At 56.4% G+C, this 21,266-nt stretch carries 23 protein-coding genes and 1 tRNA gene; 17 read left to right on the top strand and 7 right to left on the bottom strand.

Translation table 11 applies throughout. The features are described 5' to 3' along the window. Positions 1–44 precede the first annotated feature (44 nt). The 8 genes from RBH10_RS20545 to RBH10_RS20510 all read left to right on the top strand — a co-directional run bounded on the left by RBH10_RS20545 (position 45) and on the right by RBH10_RS20510 (position 6,894). The gene (locus RBH10_RS20545) at positions 45–1,142 is read left to right on the top strand and encodes a 2'-deoxycytidine 5'-triphosphate deaminase (RefSeq protein ID WP_281038097.1); all 1,098 of its coding nucleotides are present in this window, start codon (positions 45–47) and stop codon (positions 1,140–1,142) included. A gap of 55 nt (positions 1,143–1,197) precedes the next feature. Next, positions 1,198–1,271: transfer RNA gene (locus tag RBH10_RS20540), tRNA-Gly, on the top strand. A gap of 163 nt (positions 1,272–1,434) precedes the next feature. Further along, entirely contained in the window at positions 1,435–1,902 is a 468-nt protein-coding gene (locus RBH10_RS20535) for an Arm DNA-binding domain-containing protein (protein WP_281038099.1), read from the top strand. A 13-nt stretch (positions 1,903–1,915) separates the two neighbouring features. Further along, positions 1,916–2,407, top strand: coding sequence for a tyrosine-type recombinase/integrase (locus tag RBH10_RS20530; protein ID WP_281038100.1), 492 nt, complete (start codon positions 1,916–1,918; stop codon positions 2,405–2,407). Positions 2,408–3,290: 883 nt separating this feature from the next. Continuing rightward, positions 3,291–4,928, top strand: coding sequence for a hypothetical protein (locus tag RBH10_RS20525; protein ID WP_281038101.1), 1,638 nt, complete (start codon positions 3,291–3,293; stop codon positions 4,926–4,928). Positions 4,929–5,246: 318 nt separating this feature from the next. Continuing rightward, positions 5,247–5,612, top strand: a complete 366-nt coding sequence (locus tag RBH10_RS20520) for a hypothetical protein (RefSeq protein WP_139020780.1) — start codon at positions 5,247–5,249, stop codon at positions 5,610–5,612. Between the two features lie 109 nt (positions 5,613–5,721). Beyond that, the gene (locus tag RBH10_RS20515) at positions 5,722–6,132 is read left to right on the top strand and encodes an Imm63 family immunity protein (protein WP_045015173.1); all 411 of its coding nucleotides are present in this window, start codon (positions 5,722–5,724) and stop codon (positions 6,130–6,132) included. Between the two features lie 345 nt (positions 6,133–6,477). Then, positions 6,478–6,894 carry a hypothetical protein gene (locus RBH10_RS20510; RefSeq protein WP_281038154.1) on the top strand — a complete coding sequence of 139 codons (417 nt, stop codon included), beginning with the start codon at positions 6,478–6,480 and terminating at the stop codon, positions 6,892–6,894. Here RBH10_RS20510 and RBH10_RS20505 read toward each other — a convergent pair. Then, complete coding sequence (locus RBH10_RS20505; protein ID WP_281038151.1) at positions 6,853–7,158, bottom strand: recombinase family protein; 306 nt, start codon at positions 7,156–7,158, stop codon at positions 6,853–6,855. The genes RBH10_RS20510 and RBH10_RS20505 overlap by 42 nt on opposite strands. A 167-nt stretch (positions 7,159–7,325) precedes the next feature. Between RBH10_RS20505 and aqpZ the strand changes: the two genes are divergently transcribed. Both aqpZ and RBH10_RS20495 read left to right on the top strand, forming a co-directional pair. Beyond that, on the top strand, positions 7,326–8,012 hold the full coding sequence (gene aqpZ, locus RBH10_RS20500; protein WP_281038102.1) for an aquaporin Z: 687 nt from the start codon (positions 7,326–7,328) through the stop codon (positions 8,010–8,012). A gap of 90 nt (positions 8,013–8,102) precedes the next feature. After that, the gene (locus RBH10_RS20495) at positions 8,103–8,396 is read left to right on the top strand and encodes a hypothetical protein (RefSeq protein WP_281038103.1); all 294 of its coding nucleotides are present in this window, start codon (positions 8,103–8,105) and stop codon (positions 8,394–8,396) included. Between the two features lie 218 nt (positions 8,397–8,614). Here RBH10_RS20495 and RBH10_RS20490 read toward each other — a convergent pair whose 3' ends face one another. After that, entirely contained in the window at positions 8,615–10,552 is a 1,938-nt protein-coding gene (locus RBH10_RS20490; RefSeq protein WP_281038104.1) for a glycosyltransferase family 2 protein, read from the bottom strand. A gap of 176 nt (positions 10,553–10,728) precedes the next feature. Between RBH10_RS20490 and RBH10_RS20485 the strand changes: the two genes are divergently transcribed. Next, positions 10,729–11,490, top strand: a complete 762-nt coding sequence (locus RBH10_RS20485) for a transporter substrate-binding domain-containing protein (RefSeq protein ID WP_045015168.1) — start codon at positions 10,729–10,731, stop codon at positions 11,488–11,490. Positions 11,491–11,531: 41 nt separating this feature from the next. On the opposite strand, the gene uppX is transcribed toward RBH10_RS20485, so the two are convergent. Continuing rightward, positions 11,532–12,824 (bottom strand): Wzx-type polysaccharide biosynthesis protein UppX, encoded by a 1,293-nt coding sequence (gene uppX, locus RBH10_RS20480; protein ID WP_045015480.1) that lies wholly within the window; start codon positions 12,822–12,824, stop codon positions 11,532–11,534. A 287-nt stretch (positions 12,825–13,111) separates the two neighbouring features. Here uppX and uppY point away from each other — a divergent pair, with 287 nt between their 5' ends. Both uppY and RBH10_RS20470 read left to right on the top strand, forming a co-directional pair. Next, complete coding sequence (uppY, locus tag RBH10_RS20475; protein WP_281038106.1) at positions 13,112–14,407, top strand: Wzy-type polysaccharide biosynthesis protein UppY; 1,296 nt, start codon at positions 13,112–13,114, stop codon at positions 14,405–14,407. A 26-nt stretch (positions 14,408–14,433) separates the two neighbouring features. Beyond that, positions 14,434–15,186, top strand: coding sequence for a polysaccharide deacetylase family protein (locus RBH10_RS20470; protein ID WP_045015166.1), 753 nt, complete (start codon positions 14,434–14,436; stop codon positions 15,184–15,186). A 72-nt stretch (positions 15,187–15,258) separates the two neighbouring features. Here the strand turns inward: RBH10_RS20470 and RBH10_RS20465 are convergent, their stop codons facing one another. Further along, on the bottom strand, positions 15,259–15,912 hold the full coding sequence (locus RBH10_RS20465) for a helix-turn-helix transcriptional regulator (RefSeq protein ID WP_045015165.1): 654 nt from the start codon (positions 15,910–15,912) through the stop codon (positions 15,259–15,261). Positions 15,913–16,023: 111 nt separating this feature from the next. Beyond that, positions 16,024–16,674: a response regulator transcription factor gene (locus tag RBH10_RS20460; RefSeq protein WP_281038107.1), complete on the bottom strand. Its 651-nt coding sequence runs from the start codon at positions 16,672–16,674 to the stop codon at positions 16,024–16,026. Positions 16,675–16,916: 242 nt separating this feature from the next. Here RBH10_RS20460 and RBH10_RS20455 point away from each other — a divergent pair, with 242 nt between their 5' ends. Together RBH10_RS20455 and RBH10_RS20450 are read left to right on the top strand one after the other, a co-directional pair. Next, on the top strand, positions 16,917–17,270 hold the full coding sequence (locus RBH10_RS20455) for a DUF952 domain-containing protein (RefSeq protein ID WP_281038108.1): 354 nt from the start codon (positions 16,917–16,919) through the stop codon (positions 17,268–17,270). Next, on the top strand, positions 17,270–18,361 hold the full coding sequence (locus RBH10_RS20450; RefSeq protein ID WP_281038109.1) for a quinone-dependent dihydroorotate dehydrogenase: 1,092 nt from the start codon (positions 17,270–17,272) through the stop codon (positions 18,359–18,361). Before RBH10_RS20455 ends, RBH10_RS20450 begins: the two co-directional genes overlap by 1 nt. Before the next feature lie 214 nt (positions 18,362–18,575). Here the strand turns inward: RBH10_RS20450 and RBH10_RS20445 are convergent, their stop codons facing one another. Beyond that, positions 18,576–19,073, bottom strand: coding sequence for a CAP domain-containing protein (locus RBH10_RS20445; protein ID WP_281038110.1), 498 nt, complete (start codon positions 19,071–19,073; stop codon positions 18,576–18,578). Between the two features lies 1 nt (position 19,074). Continuing rightward, positions 19,075–19,341 (bottom strand): DUF6460 domain-containing protein, encoded by a 267-nt coding sequence (locus RBH10_RS20440; RefSeq protein ID WP_045015160.1) that lies wholly within the window; start codon positions 19,339–19,341, stop codon positions 19,075–19,077. A gap of 169 nt (positions 19,342–19,510) precedes the next feature. Here RBH10_RS20440 and RBH10_RS20435 point away from each other — a divergent pair, with 169 nt between their 5' ends. Further along, positions 19,511–20,452: a class I SAM-dependent methyltransferase gene (locus RBH10_RS20435; RefSeq protein WP_281038111.1), complete on the top strand. Its 942-nt coding sequence runs from the start codon at positions 19,511–19,513 to the stop codon at positions 20,450–20,452. 135 nt (positions 20,453–20,587) lie between these two features. Next, complete coding sequence (locus RBH10_RS20430) at positions 20,588–21,199, top strand: YitT family protein (RefSeq protein ID WP_281038152.1); 612 nt, start codon at positions 20,588–20,590, stop codon at positions 21,197–21,199. Positions 21,200–21,266: the final 67 nt, after the last annotated feature.

The raw sequence follows: 21,266 nt of genomic DNA, 5'->3' as shown, positions 1-21,266 counted from the left end.
ATGCTTTCCTTTTGGTTTTGTCGCCGTAAAAAGGAATGATGATCATGACCAGAACCACGGGCATTTTGGCGGATGGCGCGATCAGGGCGCTGTTTGCGGGCGGCAAGCTGAAAAGCGAGGCCGATCTCGATGCGGATCAGGTGCAGCCCGCCAGCCTCGATCTGCGGCTGGGCTCGAAGGCCTATCGCGTACGCGCCAGTTTCATGCCCGGCCCTGGAACCCGCGTCATCGACAAGCTCAACCGTTTCAGCCTGCACGAGGTCGATCTGAGTAACGGCGCGGTGCTGGAAACCGGTTGCGTCTACATCGTTCCCCTGATGGAAAGCCTTGAACTGCCGGCGGACATGTCGGCTTCGGCCAATCCCAAAAGCTCGACAGGCCGTCTTGATATCTTCACCCGCGTCATGACCGACAATGCGCAGGAATTCGACAAGATCCCGGCGGGATATTCAGGTCCGCTCTATCTGGAAATCAGCCCACGCACCTTCCCCGTGGTGGTGCGCCGCGGCTCGCGTCTGTCGCAGATCCGCTTCCGCATCGGCCATTCGTTGCTCAACGAAAGCGAGCTTCTGAAACTGCACGAGACGGAAATGCTGGTCGCCAGCGAAACCCCGAACGTGACCGGCGGCGGCATCGCGCTTTCCATCGATCTCAAGGGGTTCGGCGAAAACGGGCTGATCGGCTATCGCGGCAAGCACCACACGGCCGTAGTGGATGTCGACAAGAAGGCTCAGCACGACGTTCTCGATTTCTGGGAGCCGCTTTATGCGCGCGGCCGCGCCGAACTGATCCTTGATCCGGATGAGTTCTATATTCTCGTCTCGCGTGAAGCCGTGCATGTGCCGCCGCTTTACGCGGCCGAAATGACGCCCTTCGATCCCCTGGTGGGCGAGTTCCGTGTGCATTATGCGGGCTTCTTCGATCCCGGTTTCGGCCACGCGCAGGCGGGCGGCACAGGCAGTCGCGCCGTTCTCGAAGTGCGCAGCCACGAGGTGCCCTTCATCCTCGAACACGGCCAGATCGTCGGCCGGCTGGTTTACGAGCACATGTTGCAGAAACCGGAAGGCCTCTATGGCACCGGCCTCGGCTCTAATTATCAGGCGCAGGGCCTGAAACTTTCCAAGCATTTCCGTGCGGAATAATGAACCTGCCGGGTGCTTGACACCCGGCGCGAACTGTCCGATGTCTTGTCCGCGCGCGGGTGTAGCTCAATGGTAGAGCAGCAGCTTCCCAAGCTGAATACGAGGGTTCGATTCCCTTCACCCGCTCCAGCTACCTTTCCAACGAGATCAATGACGTCCAGGAAGCGCTGATTTTTCAGCGTTTTTGCCTCGCGCGCGCGTAAGGTCGTGCAACGGTATGCAGTGACATCCAGCAATTTTGTCGGTAAAAATCACGGTATTCATCATCGTGGTAGGAAGCCGATACCGTAAAATGGCACTGACAGACATTCAGGTTAAGAACGCCAAGGCCGATAGCAAGCCGCGCAAGCTGTCTGATGAGAAGGGGCTTTACCTCTACATATCAGTTGCCGGCGGCAAGTCTTGGCGCTTCGACTACGATTTTTTTGGCAAGCGAAAAACACTAACGATTGGGGCATACCCGATGGTGGGGTTGGCGGACGCCCGACGGCTGCGTGATGAGGCCAAGAAAAAACTCTCTGAGGGCCTGGACCCGTCGCTGGCCAAGAAGCGTGATCAGCTTGCTGCCAAGGCCGCTGCCGGAAACACCTTCGGCGTCATTGTGGATGAGTTCATTGAAAAGCTGAAACGCGACAAGCGCGCAGAGCCCACAATCACCAAAAACAAATGGATGTTGAAGGACCTTGCCGAAAAGCTGGGGCCTTACCCGGTTACTCAGATCACGGCGCGTGACGTTCTTGCCGTGCTGACCAGTATTTGAAAAGAGCGGCCGAGTGGAAAGTGCGCTGGCAACGCGCGCTGCCATTGGTCGTGTGTTCCGATACGCCATCGCAACAGCAAGGGCCGAGAATGACCCGACGTCGGCACTACGTGGGGCTCTCCAGCGCCATGTTCCTATCAACCATGCCGCATTGACGACGAAGGCTGAAATGGGCGGTTTGATGCGGGCCATTTACGGTTACGAGGGATGGCCTTCCTTAGTCGGGGCATTAAAAATCCAAGCCCTGTGTTTTGCGCGGCCCGGCGAAACGCGCTCGATGAAATGGGTAGAGTTGGATCTAGGAAAGGCTGTATGGACGATACCCGCAGAGAAAACCAAAATGCGCCGAGAGCATCATGTGCCGCTTTCGAAACAGGCGGTGGAAGTTCTCATGGAGATGAAGGAGTTGTTTGGCGATAAGCCCTATGTCTTCCCTTCAATGATGTCAGGCAAGAAGATTCTTTCCGAGAATTCCATGAATTCAGCTCTGCGGCGCATGGGGTGACGGAGGCCCAGTATACCGCCCACGGCTTTCGGTCTTCCGCCAGCAGCATATTGAACGAGTCTGGAAAGTTCAGCATCGATGCTATCGAAGCTGAACTTGCCCATCTCGATACGCGGGCCGTTAGACGTATCTACAATCGGGCCACATATTGGGACGAGCGAGTGCGAATGATGCAGTGGTGGGCCGACTTGCTGGAGAAAGTGCGTATCCAAAGCCCAAGCTCGATTGAGACCACTGACAGAAAACTTTAAAGTCGAGGGACTTTGGCAACCGGGAGACTCCGACGGTTTCGTATTCGTTCACTGACGATTCGGAATCCGCTGTGCACGAATGAGTGCTTGCATTGCCTGAATCGGCCCAATGCTAGAGGCATTTTTAGTTTCCCTTAACTTTGGTCTTCATCTGGGTCTTGCAGAGAGATGTGCATTGCAGTAACTTCTGGTTGTTGTTTGACTCAAAGAACCGAAGGGCTTGAAATTGGCGGATCGCGCTTAAAATTCACGGATGAAAAATAATATCCATGCCATGGTGTTGGCAGGATTGATTATTACGCGAATTTTTAATGTGTACGGTTCTTTGAGCAGATGACTAGAGGCTATCGTCTCGTAAAGAAAGTTACTACTTTAACGCTTCTTGGGTCAGATGAACTGATCTATGTACCCGGTAGGGGATCGACAGCAAGGACAGCTGCAGAGTGAAGCATGGTCGGCATTGCCGCGACAAACTTCATTTCAAATGCAGGCCTCCGAAATATGCCACTTGCTGCTTTCATTCCTGGTTTCCGACGGCTAGTCCCTCCTGACTTTTGTCTCGCAATTGTGCCGGCCGCTCAAATCTTAGCCAATTCTCCGAAGAGCGCGCGAAACAGTTTCAAGGGGACCTTTTGTTGGTTTCCATGCGGAACTATGCCAACGTCTCCGAACAAAGTGGCATAGTCGCGGGCTCTGGCGGTTATAATGTCAGGGTCGGTGGTAATGTCGATCTCGCCGGTGGCGTCATAGGTTCAATAGCCGATCCCGCCAAGAATTCGCTTTCTGCCAATTCGCTGACCTGGTCGGATATAAGCAACCGCTCCGAGGCGTCGAGCTCCAGCCTGGGAGTATCCCTGACGCCTGGCGGCATTCCTGTTCCCGTGGTGGGCCAGCCAGCCAAGGAGGAGGACAAGGGTGTTGCCCGTGCCACACTGACGCCGGGTCAGTTGACGCTCACCAATCAGACACAGGATCTGGCCTCACTTAACACGGACCTCTCTAAAGCCAACACAACGGTCGACCCGTTTGACATAGAGCGCCTGAAGGCGAAACAGGAGAGTGCAGCTGCCCTCTCGGCGCTTGCCAACATCGCCGTTGGTGACATCTCCGCTAAACTCGGTTTTGCCGAAGGCAGTCCGGCGAAGATTGCCCTCCATGCTGCGGTCGGGGGCCTTGTCGCGCAGCTTGCAGGCGGCAATGCCGGATCGGGAGCGTTGGCAGGTGGATTGAGCGAAGTCGTCAATGGCGTCTTGCAGCAGGTGTTGAGCGCCAATCCGAACCTGACCGACGACCAGAAAAGCGCCATCACTCAGTGGGTGGCGGCAATAGTCGGTGCGGCGGTCGGAGGCGAAACCGGCGCAGCCGCCGGGCTAGACAACGTCAATTATAATTTCCTGACGCACAAACAGAGTGAGGATCTCGCCAAGGAACTAAAGGGCTGTGACGGCGCTGGCGATCCTGCTGCGTGTAAAGCTGCCGTGTCAGACAAATATAGCCAGATCGACTTCGATCAGGACCGTCAGCTTGATGCCTGCCGGACAAGGCAGTGTGTACAGGACCTGTTGGGTGATCTGAACGATGACCCGCGTTTTGCATACCTCGATGTGATGAGACTGCAGGAACTTGGCGTCAGTGAGTCACTGGCGCAGCGCCTGCTCTCTTATCAGGTCATGGAACGATGGCTAACGGGAGATTCCACCGTCTTCGAGCAGAAGATCATGGATGTCGCTTCTGGTGTGGGTTACTGCGAGGACCATGGTCAATCGAGCGGCTGTTTCGCAACCGGTCAAGCTCTCAAGTACGTTTCTTCGACCGTAACCGAATTCGCTTATGGCGCTATCGGATTGCGGGTTGGGCAGTTTGGAGGGGCCGCCCCAGCACATGCAACAAAAGAGGGAATTGTAAATTACTATGGCCCATTGAAAGAAGGGCCGCTGCCTGCGAAGATAGCGAATACATTTAGGAGTGGAGCCTATTATGAGGTTCTTACAACCCAGCCAACTAAGTTGTACAGAGTTTATGGCGGATCGGCGGGCGAGATAGGCGCATACTGGACGCGTACTAAGCCGTTGGGGCCAGTACAGTCGATTTCCGATAGTGCCCTTCTACCTCAATGGGGTAACAACGCTACAAAAGTTGTAGAAATTGACGTTCCAGTTGGGACGAAGTTCTATGAAGGAGTGGCGGCCCCTCAGGGAGGCCTGGTCGGTGGTGGCAATCAGATATTTTTTGATACCAAAGTTGATCCTAGTTGGAAGGTCGGTCAATGAGTTGCCATTGGGAAAAAATAGAGAGCTTTCGCTCGCAGAGCGAGTTTAATAGATTTGTCGACTGGATAGAAGCTCAAGTAACAATAGGGCGTGCAGCTGAAAGTGTGGTCGAAAGCCACTATGCCGGTGAAATGATATCGGAAAGATGGTTCGTTTGCTTGGAGTGTCATTCAAAATGGCGGCTTGTGTATCCAGACCCTGGATATTTTAGCGGGTTGTTTTGCTTGGTAAAAGACAAAGTATGATAACAAGATTTATTGTGGTCCCGGCGTGTTAAACACGACCAAGTGTTCGGTCGAGTAGATAAAGGCTGGGCCGATGTTAAGCCATTATACCGATTTAGAATCGCTCATTGCTCCTGCGGATTGCAAACAATCTGTAGAGTTGGATTACGGTTCCATAGAACTCTACACAGGCAAATCGGCAGACAGGCTTTCGGCTGCAGGTCTCCTGAATTTGGTGCTACGTGAACCGACGGGTTGTCTATTAGCATGCACTCTGGCTTCAATTAAGAATACTAATCTGACGATTAAGTATCAAGAGGCAGTAAAAGAGCCAAATACCAGCGCGGTGATTGAAATTTGGTTGGAAGGGCCGGAGCTTCGTGCCCAGCATTGGGACGGATTTACATCCCGGTTTGATAAGAAGAATATGAAACTTCTTTCACAAGAATTCACAAAATAGCCGGTCGTACACCCGGGCACCGAAACCTAGTTCGGATAACCGGAGCGGTGTCGGCTTGATTGTTCCTGCAGTCTGTCCGTTTTGACAAGAAAAGTTCAAAAGCAAATAAATGGAAATAACAGCTTCCGATTTATTCAAGAATATCGAAATGGAGTATATTCGTTATCGCAAAAATTGGGGAGAAAATGTCGATCGTTTCCCATTGGAAACGGTTCAACACGGCACTGGCGGTTACCATCTGGAATTCCATGATGACGGCAAGATGGCGCTTGTTGGAACAGATCGAGATATGGAGACGGAGAGGCGGGAGACCTATTCAATAGACGAACTGCTGTATTGGATATTTCAAGGCAATGCGAATTCCAGAGCCGGGATGTACGAGCCCTCCGAGATGAAAGATCCTCGGCAGGCTTGGTTTCCCAAGGCCCTTGACGAAATCGAAAAACTCAATCCGGCCTGGCGCAACCGGTTGGAGCGTGAGCAGCAGGAGATCTTGCGAAAGCACCCGTTTTCCAATTGATAATCGGCTCACGGAGATTGAAATATCGCAAAGTAACTCGTGATGGGGCCTAGCAGCGTCGAATTTGAAAAGATGTGATGTAGATTGCCAAGAAATAAACTCCAGTGAAAAATAAAAGATAACCTACTGGAAGAAGTAGGCCGCCGCGCACTCGGCCATTACACGGGATAGTTACGGGATGGACCATTGTGTGGGTGCCAGCGACATCAAGTTTTTCATTCTTATTGAGGATATCCACGCTATCTCCGCGTGATCGTTAGAGAGGCCACTTTTAATTAAATGACAATGTCCGAATCATTCTCAACTATTATTGTCGGTTCTCTCTTCCTGACTGGATGCACCGCATTGAACCAGACATCGTCGGCGATCAACGACGCGAATAGCGGTGTCGTCACTGCGATGCTGTCACCATACCGAAAACTTGACTCCCAATGGCGAGGCAAGACACTCGCAGACTTTCAGAGCAGGTTCGGGGCGCCGACAGGCAAGGACCAGGAAGGGAACCGTGTGTGGTCTCGCAACATTGTTGCGCATATTCCGGGACAATACGTTGAGACAGCGGACTATATGCCACATATGACGATTAGACGTCGGGAGTTCGTTCCTGCCCACGACGCGGAGAAAAGTTGCGAGATCGCCGTCAAGGTGCAAGCAGGACGGATAACAGCGATCAATGCGCGTCGTGATATCGGCATTCCAACGGACGGCAATCGAATGTTTTCAGGCATGGTGTCGACGTGCCAGCGGATATTTGGTCTGTAACCCTCTGAATTCCATCTGCCCCGCCATGCCAGGAACAATCAGAATAATCTTGCCCACTTCACTTTTGTTTGAAACTTGTGGTTCAAGGACGGCGACGTGCGTGCCACGCTGCTCACATTCGTGCGCTATGTTAAGAACGTCGCGGCCTTGGCGATCAAGTCGAGTGACAATCAATTCATCACCTTCCTGGAGAAACTCGACGATCGTTGCCAACTCGGTTCGGTCTTGGCGACTCGCACCGGCTGATCTGACAACCTTCGGCATCGAGCCATTGCTGCTGAATTTCCAAATCCTGATTAATGTACTGACGCGGGCGTATTGCTGATGATTGGCCCCATTTCGCCGGCGCATGTATGGTTTCGCGATTTAGCTTGACTACGATTTAATTGCACGTAATAGTTGATGCAGTCGTAGCATTTTGGGATGGTGTTATGAGTCGCAAGCTTCTTTCAGAATTTCTTGGAACGTTCTGGCTCGTTTTCGGAGGTTGCGGCAGTGCGGTTTTCGCCGCCGCTTTTCCTGAACTCGGCATTGGCTTTCTCGGTGTCGCTTTCGCCTTTGGTCTGACGGTTTTGACCATGGCCTATGCGGTCGGGGGCATTTCAGGCGGTCATTTCAACCCGGCCGTTTCCGTCGGCCTGTCCGTTGCCGGCAAGTTCCCGGCATCGAACCTCGTTCCGTATATAGTGTCGCAGGTTCTCGGCGCGATCGTCGCGGCGGCAGCGCTCTATGTCATCGTCACCGGCAAGGCGGGGGCCGAAATTGGTGGTTTTGCCGCCAATGGTTACGGCGAACATTCGCCGGGCGGATATTCACTGGTATCGGCGCTGCTGATCGAAGTCATTCTGACGGCATTTTTCCTGATCGTCATTCTGGGGTCGACACATGGCAGGGTTCCGTCCGGTTTTGCACCGATTGCCATCGGCCTTGCCCTCACGCTTATTCATCTGATCTCCATTCCCGTCACCAACACATCCGTCAATCCGGCCCGCTCGACGGGACAGGCGTTGTTCGTTGGCGGATGGGCGCTGCAGCAGCTCTGGCTGTTCTGGCTCGCTCCGATCCTCGGCGCCGCCATTGGCGCTTTGGTCTGGAAACTTTTCGGCGAGGAAGAGTAAGGCTCAACGCTAGCTCTCTTCGGCCCGCGCAGACATGAATGGGAAGCATTGTTTCCCCGAATGGTCGGGGAAACCTGTGAGGAGGATGACATGGATCTTACTTCGATATTGACCCAAATCGTCGGCGGTGCGGTTGGTGGCTCGGCTGGCGGAAAAATACTGAAGGATTCCGATCTCGGCTCGCTCGGTAACCTGATCGCTGGCGCCATTGGTGGCATCGGCGGAGGAACCGTGCTCGGATCGCTGCTCGGGACAGCGGGAACTGCGGCAGCCGGCGGCATGGATATCGGCGCTCTTGCCGGCCAGCTCGTTGGCGGCGGCGTCGGCGGCCTGATCGTTCAGGTCATTGTCGGCCTGATCAAGAACAAGCTCATCGCCAAATAAGGTTGCTCGGCCACTCTTGTGGTGAAGCGATGGACCTTGCCGGAGGAGAGGCCTCGTTCGGCAGGGTATTCCGGTTTATATCGTAACGACAGCGACAGCACCGCCGAAACCTGAAACCGTTTGCAAGTTGTAGCAGCGCTCGCTGAAATGGTGAGACGCCTCCTGTGTGTTGCGAAAAAGAAGCGCAGGGAGTTCGCTCTCCAGTTGCCCATGCCTCGTCAGACCGTATTCTTGACGACCGGCACGTGTGGGGTCTTGTTCCAGACGAAGGGTCTGGTTTTCAATTCCATCACGGCGCGCCAGGCCGCGACAGAGAGCATCAGCCAATAAAGCGGGATCGCCAGCCAGCGCTGCCCAATCTGACGTTTCTCGTAAGCTATCATCCTGCGTCGGCCCATCAGCACAAAGATGGCGTAGCTTCCGAAAATATTCAGCGTATCGATGAAAAACAGAAGGCCTTGCCAGGAAAGCAGCATATCCGCGCCGTTTTCCCGGATTGCCATGGCCATGAAGGCGAAGGAAACGAACAGCAGGGGGTGGGCCAGTGACGACAGAAGCATGCCGCCGATCAGCAGTTGAAAGACGATATAGGCGATCCATCCCATGTGGCGCGCTGTTGTAAAGGGCGCGCGGGTCATCACCAGCCAGCTTTGCAGCCAGCCCTTGTACCAACGTGCACGCTGGTTCAGCCAGATGGGTAGCGAAGTCGGCGCATCTTCCAGCGTCTGCCGCCGGATGACGCCGCAGCGATAACCGAGCCTGTGCAGCCTGAGACCCATATCGGCATCTTCCGTCACATTATAAGGGTCCCAGGCGCCGGAGCGGCGCAACACGGCAGTCCGGAAATGGTTGGACGTGCCGCCAAGCGGCAGCGGCAGTTTGCGTGCGGCGAGAACGGGCAACATGCAGCGGAAGAGGCCGGAATATTCCAGCGCGAAACAGGCGCTGAGCCAGGAGGAGCCCGCATTGCTGATGATAAGCGGCGCCTGCAGGCAGGCCACCTCGTCCGGTTGGTCGCGGAACGCGGCATAGGCTTCGCGCAATTGCTGCGGATGCGGGCGGTCTTCGGCGTCGTAGACGGCAAGGAATGCGCCGCGCGCACCTGAGAGCGCATAGGTAAGCGCCTTGGGTTTGGTGCGCGGCAGAGACGGTGGCACCTTGACGACCTCGATATGTGGACCGAAATTTATTCGCTGGATGGCCTCGATGGTGGCGTCGTCGTCGGCCTCGCAGACGAGCTTGATATCGAGCCGGGATCTGGGCCAGTCCAGCCGCTCCAGCGCACGAATGAGCTGCTCGACGACGGCCTCTTCGCGGTACAGCGCCACAAGAACGGTGTAGACCGGCAGGTCCCTGTCCTGTGGGAGGGGCAAAACGGTTCGCACTTCGTTTTCCATGGGCGTGTGGACGAGTGCGAACAGCCTGAAAAGCAGGGTGGAGAGATAAAGTAGCGTCAGGGTGATGTGAATATAGGTGAGGGCCGCCTGCGTATAAAACAGCAGCGACAGGATGAGCAGGGTCACGAGAATACCGCTCACAAACCCCTGCTGGCCTTGCAGCGTGATCCTGGCGGAATGGTGCGGCGCCGCGTTGAAAAGCTGCTGACGCGCCTCCCGGCAGCGGCGTGTTTCGCCCGCCTTCCAGATTGCATTGCGCATGGCCTGCGGCGTGGTCACGGCAAGTTCATCGAGAAGATGTGGATGCTCATCAAGCATGTTTTTCAGCAATTCCATCCGTCCCAGTTCCGGGACGATCAGAAGCGCTGGTTTGCTGCTTGACGCTATCAGCCGAAGTATTCGTGGTTCGGCGAGTTGCGTATCCAGATGGTTTATGTCCGCCACCCGTTCCGGATTGATTTCCGGGAGAAACGGCAGCTGCAGAGACCTGGCAAAAGCACCGAAATATGCATCCGCATCGACAAGTCCACTCGCCAGCAACTCGTCTTCCACGGTCGAGCCGTTTTCGAACGCTTGTTCTTCGAATGCGGCAATATAGGGCTTGCCGAATCCGAGTGACGAAAGAAGGCGTGCCGGCCCCGTCTCGTTTTCTTCGGACAGGGTCCAAAGCGGATTGTCGCCCAAAAGTGAGAACGCAATTTTTCGTTCCAGCGGCGTCGTGCGAAACGATTCTCGTGTATAGTGTCTAAAATAATCCATGCATCGCCGCCGCTGTCATGGTAACGCGCCACTTCCTGATACGGACAGTATAGATGAGAATTACGAATGTAACGCGGAATATAGGCTTTGTTTTTACTTTAGCTTTAGCTTTCGCTTTACAATTTGTTGGTGTTTTTGGAAAGCTTCATGCGGAAGGTCTGTCGGACGGGAACCGCATGCCGGTGCTGTTCGATGCGCAGGAGCGGTTTCCGGGTGGCGATCTTTCCTCCGTGCCCCGGATCAGATTTCTGATGTCCGTCGATTTCCCGCCCTTCAATTTTACCGATCAGGAAGGCCGGCTTGCGGGCTTTCATGTCGATCTGGTGCGCGAAATCTGCGCCCAGCTGAAGGTCGAAAGCAAATGTCAGGTGCAGGCATTGCCGTTTGACGAGCTGGAAGCGGCTCTGGAAATGGGAGAGGGTGAAGCGGTGATTTCCGGCCTCGCCACCACCGCCGACCTGCGCAAGAGTTTCACCTTCTCGCGGCCCTATCTGCTGTTGCCCGCTCGGCTTGCCGTCAACAAGGCGGCGAAATTCACCGGCTCCGGTGCTGATGCCCTGTCGGGAAAGAAGGTGGGCGTGGTCACGGGCTCACGGCATGAACAGATGCTCAAGGCATTTTTCCCAAAAGCCACGGCCGAAGGCTTTAACGGGTACGAACCCATGTACGAAGCGTTGAAGGCGGGCAAGGTGGACGCCGTTTTCGCCGATGGCCTGCGCCTGCCTTTCTGGGTTTCGGGAAGCATGTCCGAAGGCTGCTGTACGCTTTTCGGCGGCCCTTATTTGTCCGACAGATTTCTTGGAGAAGGCCTTTCCATCATGGCTGTCGATCCGGACGATGTGCTTGTGCCGGCCTTTGATCAGGCGCTGGCCGCACTTTCCCGTAATGGCCGGCTGGAGGAAATCTATCGCCGTTATTTCCCCTACGGGCTTTATTAGCGAAACCCGGTTTCGTTCAGATCGTCTCCAGCAGCAGCATTCTATTTGGCGGGCGCAAAGGCTTCTTCATTGCGTCGCAGCCGCAAAAGCGCGATCCACACGGCGGCGGCGATGGCGGCTTCCACGAAGAAATAGCTGCCGATCGTGCCCGAAATGCTGAAGGACCAGGTGAAGAAGGCAACGATGACGGAGCCGATGAGGTTGCCGCTGTTCCATATCTTGGCGCGAATATCCTGCCGTCCGGAGGCGCCGAGCGCCTCAAGCGCGGTTGCCGCAACGGCCATCGGCAGCACGACCCAGCAAAGGATGCGGGTGATGATGGGCAGCGAGACATATTCGTCGCCGAACAATAGCGGCAGGAAGGGCGCGATGATGAAGATCACCAGCGCGCTGCCGACTGCGATGACAAGCGCTGCCTTCAGCACATTATAGGCGCGCTCTATGGTCTTGGTGATGCCCTGCAGGGCGGCCGAGGCCGAACCCGGATAGATCAGCCGGTTGAGAGCCTCGACGGAGAGATAGGAGCTGTCGAGAATCCGCCGGGCAATGGAATAGCTGCCCAGAACTTCGGCGCTGGCAACGGCGCCGAGAACGAGAATATCGGCATTGCCACGCACGGCCTTGAACAGGAACTGGGTGGAAAACAGGATGCCGATGCGGATTTCGTCACGCACGATCCGGAAGACCGGCCTGCCGAGCCTGCCGATCGCTTTCAGCGAAATAACCGCCGCAATGGTATGGGCAGCCAGGTTCCAAAGGGCCCAGGCCTCCACCGTTTCCACTTTGAAGACGAGGCAGGCAACCACGGCGGCAATCGTGCGGGCGACGGCGAACATCACTTCCAGCTTGTTGGCCGAGGCGAAGTCGGAATGGGCGATGAAGCTTTGCGTGGAAAGCGAAATGACTTTCAGAAGGATGAGGTTCGTCACCAGGATTACGAAGGTGGTGATGAGGGTATGCAGCAATGTTTCCGACGTCGGGAAAAACACCGGGATCGTGACCATGCCGATGATGGTTAGCACGACGCCGGTCGCGGCGCTTAGAAGATAACTATGGCCGAGCATGACGGGAAACATGCTGCGATCCTGCGCCACGCGGCGGATCAGCGATTCCTGCGAACCGAAACCGCAAATCTGGACACCGAGATTGGTCACGGCCGTGATCGAGGCGTAAAGCGCGAATTGTTCGACGCCGAGATGGCGGGCTAGCAGGGCGAAGGTCAAAAGCTGGGCGGCGCTGGACATCAGAAGTGCCCCGCCGGATGCCATATAGGTCAATCCCAGTCTGACTAGATGGCCGAACCGCGGCGTATTCAACGACACCTCATACTCCATGCTTTCCGGCGTTGCCGGGCGAATTTAAAAAATAACTGCCCTGTTTTTAAATTTGATGAACTGAAAAACCGGCAATCGGGCAATAATTAGAAGGCCGGTGACCTGAATGAATGGCAGTTCCCCCAAGTCTTAGCCTTGTTGAGGTAAGAGAGGGTTAAAGCAATTGTATAATAATGATGATAATGACTGTTTATGGTTATTTGGACATGGCCCGGTTTCAAAAGGGTTTCGTTGTTCTTCACAAGGCAGGCCGATGATCCGATTATCCGTTTCCGATGTAGGCGATTATGCCGCCTGTTGCTGACACGCAGTCCATTCCTGTACAAAGCGATGTCATGTCCCTTTCGGGCGGTCGTCGCGACGCGATTTTTTTCGTCGCCACGATGCTCTACATCTGGATTTCCGTAGCGCCTTTCGAAAATCTTGCGGCTACACCCGTGCCGCACGCCGCCGCAAACCAGCTGACGGGGCTTGTGATCGCACTGATGTTGGGCGTTTTTGCCCTGCGTCATCGGCTGACGGGGCTTTTGCTGCGGCCGCGTCTGCCCATTCTGCTGTTGTTTTCCTGGCTGGCGATTTGCTCGGTGCTTGGCACGCAACCCGGCACTTCGCTGCAACGATTGCTCTTTACGGGCCTCCTTTGCTTCATCACCAGCGTCCTTGTCGTTATGCCGCGGAACCGTCGGCAGTTCGACCGGATGATGGCCGTCTTCGCCATCATTCTGCTCGCACTCTGTTATTTCGGGGTGATCTTCCTGCGCTCACGCGCGATCCACCAGCCCTATGATCTTGATGAAAAAGCGCTTGCGGGCGATTGGCGCGGCATCTTCAATCACAAGAACGCCGCCGCTCCGGCCATGATCATCCTTTTCATGATCGGGCTTTACCTGCGCAACGCCTGGTCGACGGTTGGCGGCATTGTGATCACGCTCCTGGCGGGGTTCTTCCTCTGGAAAACCAACGGGAAAACCGCAGCGATGCTGTTGCCCGTCACCGTCGCGCTGGTCTGGGTCATGGAAAGACATGCCGGACGGACGTTGCTGATGATCGGCGGTCTTCTGGCTTTCCTCAACGTTCTCGCGCTTGGCTCCACCTATTTTCCGAGCATAAGGGATGTGGTCGAAAGTCTGGGCATCGATTCCACCTTCACCGGTCGAACGGACATATGGCGCCTGTCCTTCGATACGTTTGCGCAATCGCCGATCTTCGGGCAGGGTTTCCAGGCATTCTGGACGAGCGACCGGCTTCTGGCGCAGGCCGATATTGCCGGCACCTGGGCGGTCACCGCCTTCCATGCCCATAACGGCTATGTCGAAAGCCTGTTGAATGGTGGCCTGCCAGCCTTTATCCTCATCGTCATATGGCTCGTCATCATACCCGCAAACGACTTTCGTATAGCTGTGAACAAGGGTACGGATCCGGGGTTGACGCGACTTTTTGCGCGAATTTGGGTGTATGCGCTGCTTTCTTCGTGTCTTGAGAGTAATTTCTTTACCGGAACCGGGCCTATCTGGTCTTCTCTACTCATCGCAATCTATTGTTTGAGGCATCAGGCATACGACATACTTGAACAGGGACAGTAGTTTGCAGACAGGCCGGGGGGCTATGCATGGCGCAAAAAATCGGGACATTTGCAGACCGGATCAATAACCGGCTGGTGCAGTACTTTCCAGGACCAGCGGCGCGGATCAAAACCTCCGAACCGATCGTCTCCTTTACATTCGATGATGTACCGGCGACCGCCTGGACAAAGGGCGCACGCATTCTGGAAGACGAGGGCGTTCGCGGGACATTTTATCTCGCAGGCATTTTCATCGACCAGCATTACGAACAGCAGGACATGATTTCCACAAAAGGCTGTTCGGAACTGGCAGCGGCCGGCCACGAGCTTGCCTGTCACACCTTTTCCCATCGCAAACTCTCGAGCTTTTCACGACGCGGGCTTGAAGAGGATCTCGATCACAACGAAACCGTGCTGGGTTCGTTCGACAAAAACCGGGACAAGCGGAATTTCTCCGTTCCTTTCGGCATGGCCTCGCCCGTCATGCAACCCCTGTTGAGGCGCAGGTTCAAGACCGCTCGGGGCATCATGCCCGGTATCAACCGGGGCAGCATCGATCCGTACAATCTTGCCGGGGTCGAGTTGCGCGCGGATCAGAACTATCTCGATGCCGCCGACCGCTGGCTCGAGGATGTTTTGCAAAATGGCGGCTGGCTCATCATTTTCACCCATGATGTTTCACAGACGCCGAGCTTTTACGGTTGCCCGGAAGGCAAACTTCAGGACCTCGTTCGCAGGGCAGCATCCGGCGGTGCGAAGATCATGACGGTCGATGCCGCCGTAACGACACTTGGTCTGTAGCGGAATATTCTAGGTGCGCGTTTCCTGGCCGTAATGGCGCGCACGGGAAGCCTGTCTCCGCAATTGCGGGGACTATTGGCTGGCCCATATGATGCGGGCGATCCATTCCACATCGGCCATGTCGAAGCTGCGGTTCGGGTGTTCGGGATTGAGCGAGAGAAGCTCGATATTCTTGGGGCTTTGCCGCGCCAGCACCTTGGCCATCACCTCGCCATCACGGCTTTTGAGCACCACGCGGTCGCCGCGCCGCACCTGCGCGCCGGGCTCCACGATCAGGATGTCGCCGTCGCGGTAAAGCGGCATCATGCTTTCGCCCTGCACTTCCAGCGCGTAGACGCCCTGCTTGCGTTCGGGAGAAGAGGGGAACTCCACCACATCCCAGCCTTGACCGGCCGGGAAACCGCCATCGTCGAAAAAGCCGCCGGAACCCGCCTGCGCAAAACCGAGCAGGGGAATGGCATTGTCTGCCCCGGAAGGCTGCATCGTCTGGGCGGCCTTGCCGAAAGCATAGCCGAAAAACTGGTCGACGCTTGCTCCCGTCGCCTCGAGCACCTTGGATACGGATTCGGTCGAAGGCCAGCGTTTGCGGCCATCCGGGCCGAAACGCTTCGATTTATTGAACGACGTAGGATCGAGACCGGCGCGCTTCGCCAAGGCCGAGGGCGTCAGCTGGTGACGCTTGGCAAGCGTATCGATGGCGCTCCAGATCGTCTCGTGTGAAAGCATGGTGAAAGCCCGCAGGTGGAGCCGGTGGCAGAAAAGCTCCTGTCGTTTACTCGACGGAATCTAGACCATATCCCGTCAGGAGTAAAGAAAAGAAAGGAATAAAATCCTTAATCACGCCACCATGGCCGATGTGTTTATCTTGGCGAGCTGGATCACCGCCTGCGTGCGACTGTCGACCTTGAGCTTCAGCAGAATGGCGGAGACATGCGCCTTGACGGTGGCTTCCGAAACATTCAGCGCATAGGCGATCTGTTTGTTCAGCAGGCCTTCGGCCAGCATGCCCAGAACCCGGCTCTGTTGCGGCGTCAGCGTTCTGAGCCGGCCGATAAGGTCCGCCACATCAGGGTCATGTTCCTTTTCGCCCTGGTAGCTTGCCGGTATCCAGACATCGCCTTCCAGAACGGCGCGGATGCCATCCCTGATGTCATCGATACCAGAGGATTTGGAAATGAAGCCGGAAGCGCCGAGTTCGATGGAACGGCGAACGGTGGTCGCGTCGTCCGTTGCCGAAACGATGACGATCGGCAGGCTGGAGAATTCCGCTCTCAGCGCCATCAGGCCTGAAAATCCGCTCACCCCCGGCATGGCGAGATCGAGAAGCAACAGATCGGCATCGTTGCGCGCCGTCGCCGCACTTCGTGCTGCCTCAAAATCCCCGGCTTCCATGATGGTCTGCTGCCCGTCGAGACCAGTTACGGCCTGTTTGAGGGCGCCGCGAAAAAGCGGGTGGTCGTCTGCTATGATAATGACAAGTTCCGACATTCTGGCCCCCTCCCAAGGGCGTTATGCGGTTCTTTAGAAGATCTGGTGCACTCCCGTTTGCCGGCAGTCTAAACGCTTCCGGCTCCTCCGCCCAAAGGTTGCTCTAATCAGTTCCGCATTACAAGAAAAAGCTTGGGAACAGCCGCAACAGTAATAAAAATGCCGTGGAAACTGTGGACAATCGACCTGCTTTGCGGCAAACCGCCCAGACTGAAAAGCCTTGGAAGCCTTCGGAGAGCCCCATGCAGGAAACGCCCGCGATCATCTATAAAATCGTGCCGGAGACGTTGTGGAGTGCGGCCAGGGCAAAAGGCGTTTTTGAAGGTGCCGCCATCGATCTGACCGACGGCTTCATTCATTTTTCGACAGCGACACAGGCCGCCGAGACCGCAGCCAGGCATTTTGCCGGCCAGACCGACCTGCTTCTGATCGCGGTCGATGGTGCAGCCCTTGGCGACAAGCTGGTCTATGAGCCTTCCAGAGGCGGCGATCTTTTCCCCCATCTCTATGCGTCTCTTCCCCTGACCGCCGTGCTTTGGGAAACGCCGCTTTCACTCGGCCATGATGGCCAGCACCAGTTTCCGGAGATTTTGTGATGAGCGGATTATTTTCCTCGATTGGCCGCAAGGGCCTGTTTCTGGTCGATCCGGAAAAGGCGCATGGCCTTTCCGTTGCGGCGCTGAAAAGCGGCTTCCTGCCCACCTGCATGGTGCCGCACGATCCGCGCCTGCAGCAGACCGTGGCGGGCCTCGTTTTTCCAAACCCGCTCGGCATGGCGGCGGGTTACGACAAGAATGCGGAAGTGCCGGGACCGCTTTTGCGGCTCGGTTTCGGATTTACCGAAATCGGCACCGTCACGCCGTTTGCGCAATCCGGCAATCCCAAACCGCGCATCTTCCGTCTGGTCGAGGATGAAGGTGTCATCAACCGCCTCGGTTTCAACAATGAAGGCCATGTCGCCGCGTTGGAGCGCCTGAAGCAGGCGCAGCTGCGTGGCATCGTCGGCGTCAATATCGGCGCCAACAAGGATAGCGAAGATCGCATCGCCGATTACGTGCGCGGCATCGAGGCCTTTTATTCGGTCGCCTCCTATTTCACCGTCAACATCTCCTCGCCCAATACGCCGGGCCTGCGCGACCTGCAGGCGCGCGAAAGCCTTGCGGCACTTCTTGCCGCCGTGCTGGAACGCCGGAAAGTGGAAGCCGAACGCTTTGGCAAACGCATTCCGGTCTTCCTCAAGATCGCGCCCGATCTGAGCGAGGAAGGGCTGGATGATGTTGCTGAAGAAGCGCTCGCCCATGATCTCGATGGCCTGATCGTGTCGAATACGACCCTTTCGCGCGAAGGCCTGCGGCCCGGCCCGCACAAAAGCGAGGCCGGTGGGCTGTCCGGCAAGCCGCTATTCGAGCTTTCGACTACGGTTCTCGCCAAGATGCGCCGGCGTGTCGGCGAGAATCTGCCCATCGTCGGTGTCGGCGGCGTTTCGTCCGCGGAAACCGCGCTGGAAAAGGTGAGGGCAGGGGCTGATCTGGTGCAGCTGTATTCCTGCATGGTCTATGAAGGCCCCGGCCTGCCGTCGTCCATCGTCAAGGGACTGTCGAAGCTGGTTTCCCGCGAGGGCGTGCAATCCATTCGTGAGCTGCGCGACAGCGCGGTCGACCGCTGGGCCGACCGCAAGCTCGGCTGAGCGTCTTAGGCTGCTGAAAAAAGGCTTCAAACCCTCAGTCGTCATCCTCGGGCTTGTCCCGAGGATCCACGCACGTTTTGCAATATTGGTCCGTTGCAGATCCCCGGGACAGGCCCGAGGATGACGTCGCGTGTGGAGGAGGCTTTTTCAGTACGGTTAGGTGGGATGGCGAAATGTATCAGCGTTCTTCACCTGAGACCCTCCGCCTATTATCTCACGCGCAGAGCACCATGGCCCAATAGGGCCGGTTGCGGCTGGCCGCATCATGGGCCACCGCAACGCCAAGGCCGTTATAAGGCCCCAGCATGTTTTCGAGATGATGCGGCGAGCCGATCCAGGCCTTGACCACGCGTTCCACGGTATCCTGCCCGGCTGCCACGTTTTCGGCCGCTGGAAGCGGCACGCTGCCGTTCTTCATGCGGATGAGGAAACTGTCGGTCAGGCCGATCAGATGCGCCATCTTCTGCGCCTTGACCATGCGGTTGGCCTGAAAAGCGGCGGCACCGCTTGCCGCGCCATTGATGGAGAGCGGCGAAAGCCCCTTGGAGCGGCGCAGCTCGTTGACCATTGGCAGGGCTGCTGCCGTCTCATCGGTTGTGCCTGACGGCATGCCCTTGTTGGTGGGCATGGTAACGCAGGCGGAAAGAACGGAACCGGCGGAAAGCAGCACGAAACCGCGCCGCGAAAGCGTTTGAAGCGATGTATCGGTCATGTCAGCGGCGAAAGTTCAGCAGGCGCAGGATGATGAAAACGGGAATGACGATCGTAGCACCGAGGATCAGATAGTCGCCAATCGCGCCGAGCGCATGGAAACCGCTGCGCCACAGATCGACCACGAAGTCGCGCGCACCATAGATGATGTTCCATGGCGTCAATCCGAAGATCGCCATCAGAAAGCCGACGAGCAGTGAAACCACCAGCAGTTTCACCACGGTACGGGCCACCGTATCACCCAGCATTTTGTTGACCTCACCGGCCATCAGCAAGTCTCCTGTTTTGTCCAGACATATGAAGCGGGCCGCTTCGATGCAAGTTTCGACGCACTATATCGCGTCATATTCGCCAATTCTACGAACGGGCCATGAAATAGGACTTGAGTTTTTTTATGGCTTGATAAATGACAACCGGCATCTTCTCAGGAAATCATGAATGGCCCCAAACCAGTTTTCTTCCGGTGACGTCATTGCCGACCGCCGGGCGGACTATGCCCGCATGTTGGCGGAGAGCGGTGATTATCCCGCCGCCGCCGAACTTATGGAACAGGCGCTTGAACTTGCGCCACGGTGGACGGCGGGCTGGTTTCGCTTCGGGGAATATCATGAAAAGGCGCAGGAGACTGCAAAAGCCGTGGTGGCTTACGAGAAAGTCGCCGAACTGGATACGGAAGGGCTGTTTGCAGCCGAACTGAAACTTGCGGTCCTCGGCGCCGCGGAGACACCCGAGCAGCCGCCGAGCCGTTATGTGGAAGGGCTGTTCGACGATTATGCCGATCGGTTCGAAACGTCGCTTGTCGAAAAGCTGGATTACAGCGTGCCGCAAAAGCTGGCGGAGCTTATCGGCAAGGCAGCGGATGGCGGCGTCTTCGATACCATTGTCGATATCGGCTGTGGCACGGGTCTCCTCGGCATCGAAATCCGCTCCCTGGCAAAGCGGCTGGAAGGTTTCGATATTTCCCAGAACATGCTCGCCAAGGCGGAAGAAAAAGGTCTCTACGATTATCTCGGGCAAGCCGACCTCTCGCTGGAAGCGGATGCCTCGGGGCTGTTCAACCCGGCAATGGCGCAACACCGCGCGGACCTCGTCGCTGCCGCCGATGTGATGATGTATCTCGGCAGTCTGGAGACCGTCATGCCCCTCGTTTCGGCCCTGCTTGCGCCCTCCGGCTTCTTCGCCTTTTCGGTGGAAGACGCACCGGATGAGGAAGGTTTCGTGCTGCGGGAATCGCTGCGCTACGCGCATTCGAAAGCTTATGTGAGCGGCCTTCTGGAGCGGTCGGGCTTTTCCCTCATCGAAATCCGCAAAACCACTATTCGCAAGGATGCCGGCAAACCCCTCGCCGGCATTCTTTTTCTTGCCCGCGCCAAAGCCTGAACATTTCGTTTCTTGCCTTTTTCACGATAGGTCAGTCGTCCTTACGTATCCGCCTTGATCCGGTGTTTGTTGCGGTGCAAAATACGCGGGAACCTGAGGGAAAAAAGCGTGAGCAGAACGAGAAGCGTTTACAGCATGTGGAGTTCGGATCCGGCTAAACATGCGCCGGTGGAAGACGTGCAGGGCATCGTCACCGGAGCCATCGTGTCGGCGCTCGGCTTTTATCTTCTGAACAAGGTCGGCCTTTTGACCGGTGGCACCGCGGGCGTCGCCTTTCTTCTTCATTATGCCTTCGGCTTGAGCTTTGGCCTCCTGTTCTTCCTCGTCAATCTACCGTTCTATTATCTGTCCTTCCGTCGCCTCGGCCTTGCCTTTTCCGCCAAGACCTTCATCGCCATTGCTCTCGTTTCGGTCCTGACGGAAGTGGAAGCACGCTGGATGGTCATCGACAGCATCAATCCGCTCTGGGCGGCGCTGCTCGGCGGTCTGCTGCTCGGCTACGGGTTGCTGGCGCTTTATCGCCATCGCGCCAGCTTGGGCGGCATCGGCATTCTGGCCATCTATATTCAGGACCGCTTCGGCATCCGCGCCGGCCTGATCCAGCTCGCCTTCGATGCCTTTGTGATGCTCTGCGCCTTCCTCGTCATTGATCCGGCCACCGTTGTCTATTCGATTGTCGGCGCCTTCGTGCTGAACATGTTTCTCGCCATCAACCATCGCTCGGACAGATACATCGTCGTACGCTGAGCGCTGTGCGCTTGAAATCCGTCGCACTTGGGCGCAATAGCTCGATAAGAGTCGGAAAATCAGGGGA

This window comes from Rhizobium sp. AN73 (assembly GCF_030757975.1).
Taxonomy (GTDB): domain Bacteria; phylum Pseudomonadota; class Alphaproteobacteria; order Rhizobiales; family Rhizobiaceae; genus Agrobacterium; species Agrobacterium arsenijevicii.
The sequence above is the reverse complement of the archived record's forward strand: the minus strand, read 5'-3'. Positions and strand labels throughout refer to the sequence as shown.

Coding starts and splice junctions, on each gene's coding strand:
- RBH10_RS20545 (WP_281038097.1), top strand. CDS start 45: ATGACCAGAACCACGGGCATTTTGGCGGATGGCGCGATCAGGGCGCTG.
- RBH10_RS20535 (WP_281038099.1), top strand. CDS start 1,435: ATGGCACTGACAGACATTCAGGTTAAGAACGCCAAGGCCGATAGCAAG.
- RBH10_RS20520 (WP_139020780.1), top strand. CDS start 5,247: ATGTTAAGCCATTATACCGATTTAGAATCGCTCATTGCTCCTGCGGAT.
- RBH10_RS20515 (WP_045015173.1), top strand. CDS start 5,722: ATGGAAATAACAGCTTCCGATTTATTCAAGAATATCGAAATGGAGTAT.
- RBH10_RS20505 (WP_281038151.1), bottom strand. CDS start 7,158: ATGCCGAAGGTTGTCAGATCAGCCGGTGCGAGTCGCCAAGACCGAACC.
- aqpZ (WP_281038102.1), top strand. CDS start 7,326: ATGAGTCGCAAGCTTCTTTCAGAATTTCTTGGAACGTTCTGGCTCGTT.
- RBH10_RS20495 (WP_281038103.1), top strand. CDS start 8,103: ATGGATCTTACTTCGATATTGACCCAAATCGTCGGCGGTGCGGTTGGT.
- RBH10_RS20490 (WP_281038104.1), bottom strand. CDS start 10,552: ATGGATTATTTTAGACACTATACACGAGAATCGTTTCGCACGACGCCG.
- RBH10_RS20485 (WP_045015168.1), top strand. CDS start 10,729: ATGCCGGTGCTGTTCGATGCGCAGGAGCGGTTTCCGGGTGGCGATCTT.
- uppX (WP_045015480.1), bottom strand. CDS start 12,824: ATGGAGTATGAGGTGTCGTTGAATACGCCGCGGTTCGGCCATCTAGTC.
- uppY (WP_281038106.1), top strand. CDS start 13,112: ATGCCGCCTGTTGCTGACACGCAGTCCATTCCTGTACAAAGCGATGTC.
- RBH10_RS20470 (WP_045015166.1), top strand. CDS start 14,434: ATGGCGCAAAAAATCGGGACATTTGCAGACCGGATCAATAACCGGCTG.
- RBH10_RS20465 (WP_045015165.1), bottom strand. CDS start 15,912: ATGCTTTCACACGAGACGATCTGGAGCGCCATCGATACGCTTGCCAAG.
- RBH10_RS20460 (WP_281038107.1), bottom strand. CDS start 16,674: ATGTCGGAACTTGTCATTATCATAGCAGACGACCACCCGCTTTTTCGC.
- RBH10_RS20455 (WP_281038108.1), top strand. CDS start 16,917: ATGCAGGAAACGCCCGCGATCATCTATAAAATCGTGCCGGAGACGTTG.
- RBH10_RS20450 (WP_281038109.1), top strand. CDS start 17,270: ATGAGCGGATTATTTTCCTCGATTGGCCGCAAGGGCCTGTTTCTGGTC.
- RBH10_RS20445 (WP_281038110.1), bottom strand. CDS start 19,073: ATGACCGATACATCGCTTCAAACGCTTTCGCGGCGCGGTTTCGTGCTG.
- RBH10_RS20440 (WP_045015160.1), bottom strand. CDS start 19,341: ATGGCCGGTGAGGTCAACAAAATGCTGGGTGATACGGTGGCCCGTACC.
- RBH10_RS20435 (WP_281038111.1), top strand. CDS start 19,511: ATGGCCCCAAACCAGTTTTCTTCCGGTGACGTCATTGCCGACCGCCGG.
- RBH10_RS20430 (WP_281038152.1), top strand. CDS start 20,588: ATGTGGAGTTCGGATCCGGCTAAACATGCGCCGGTGGAAGACGTGCAG.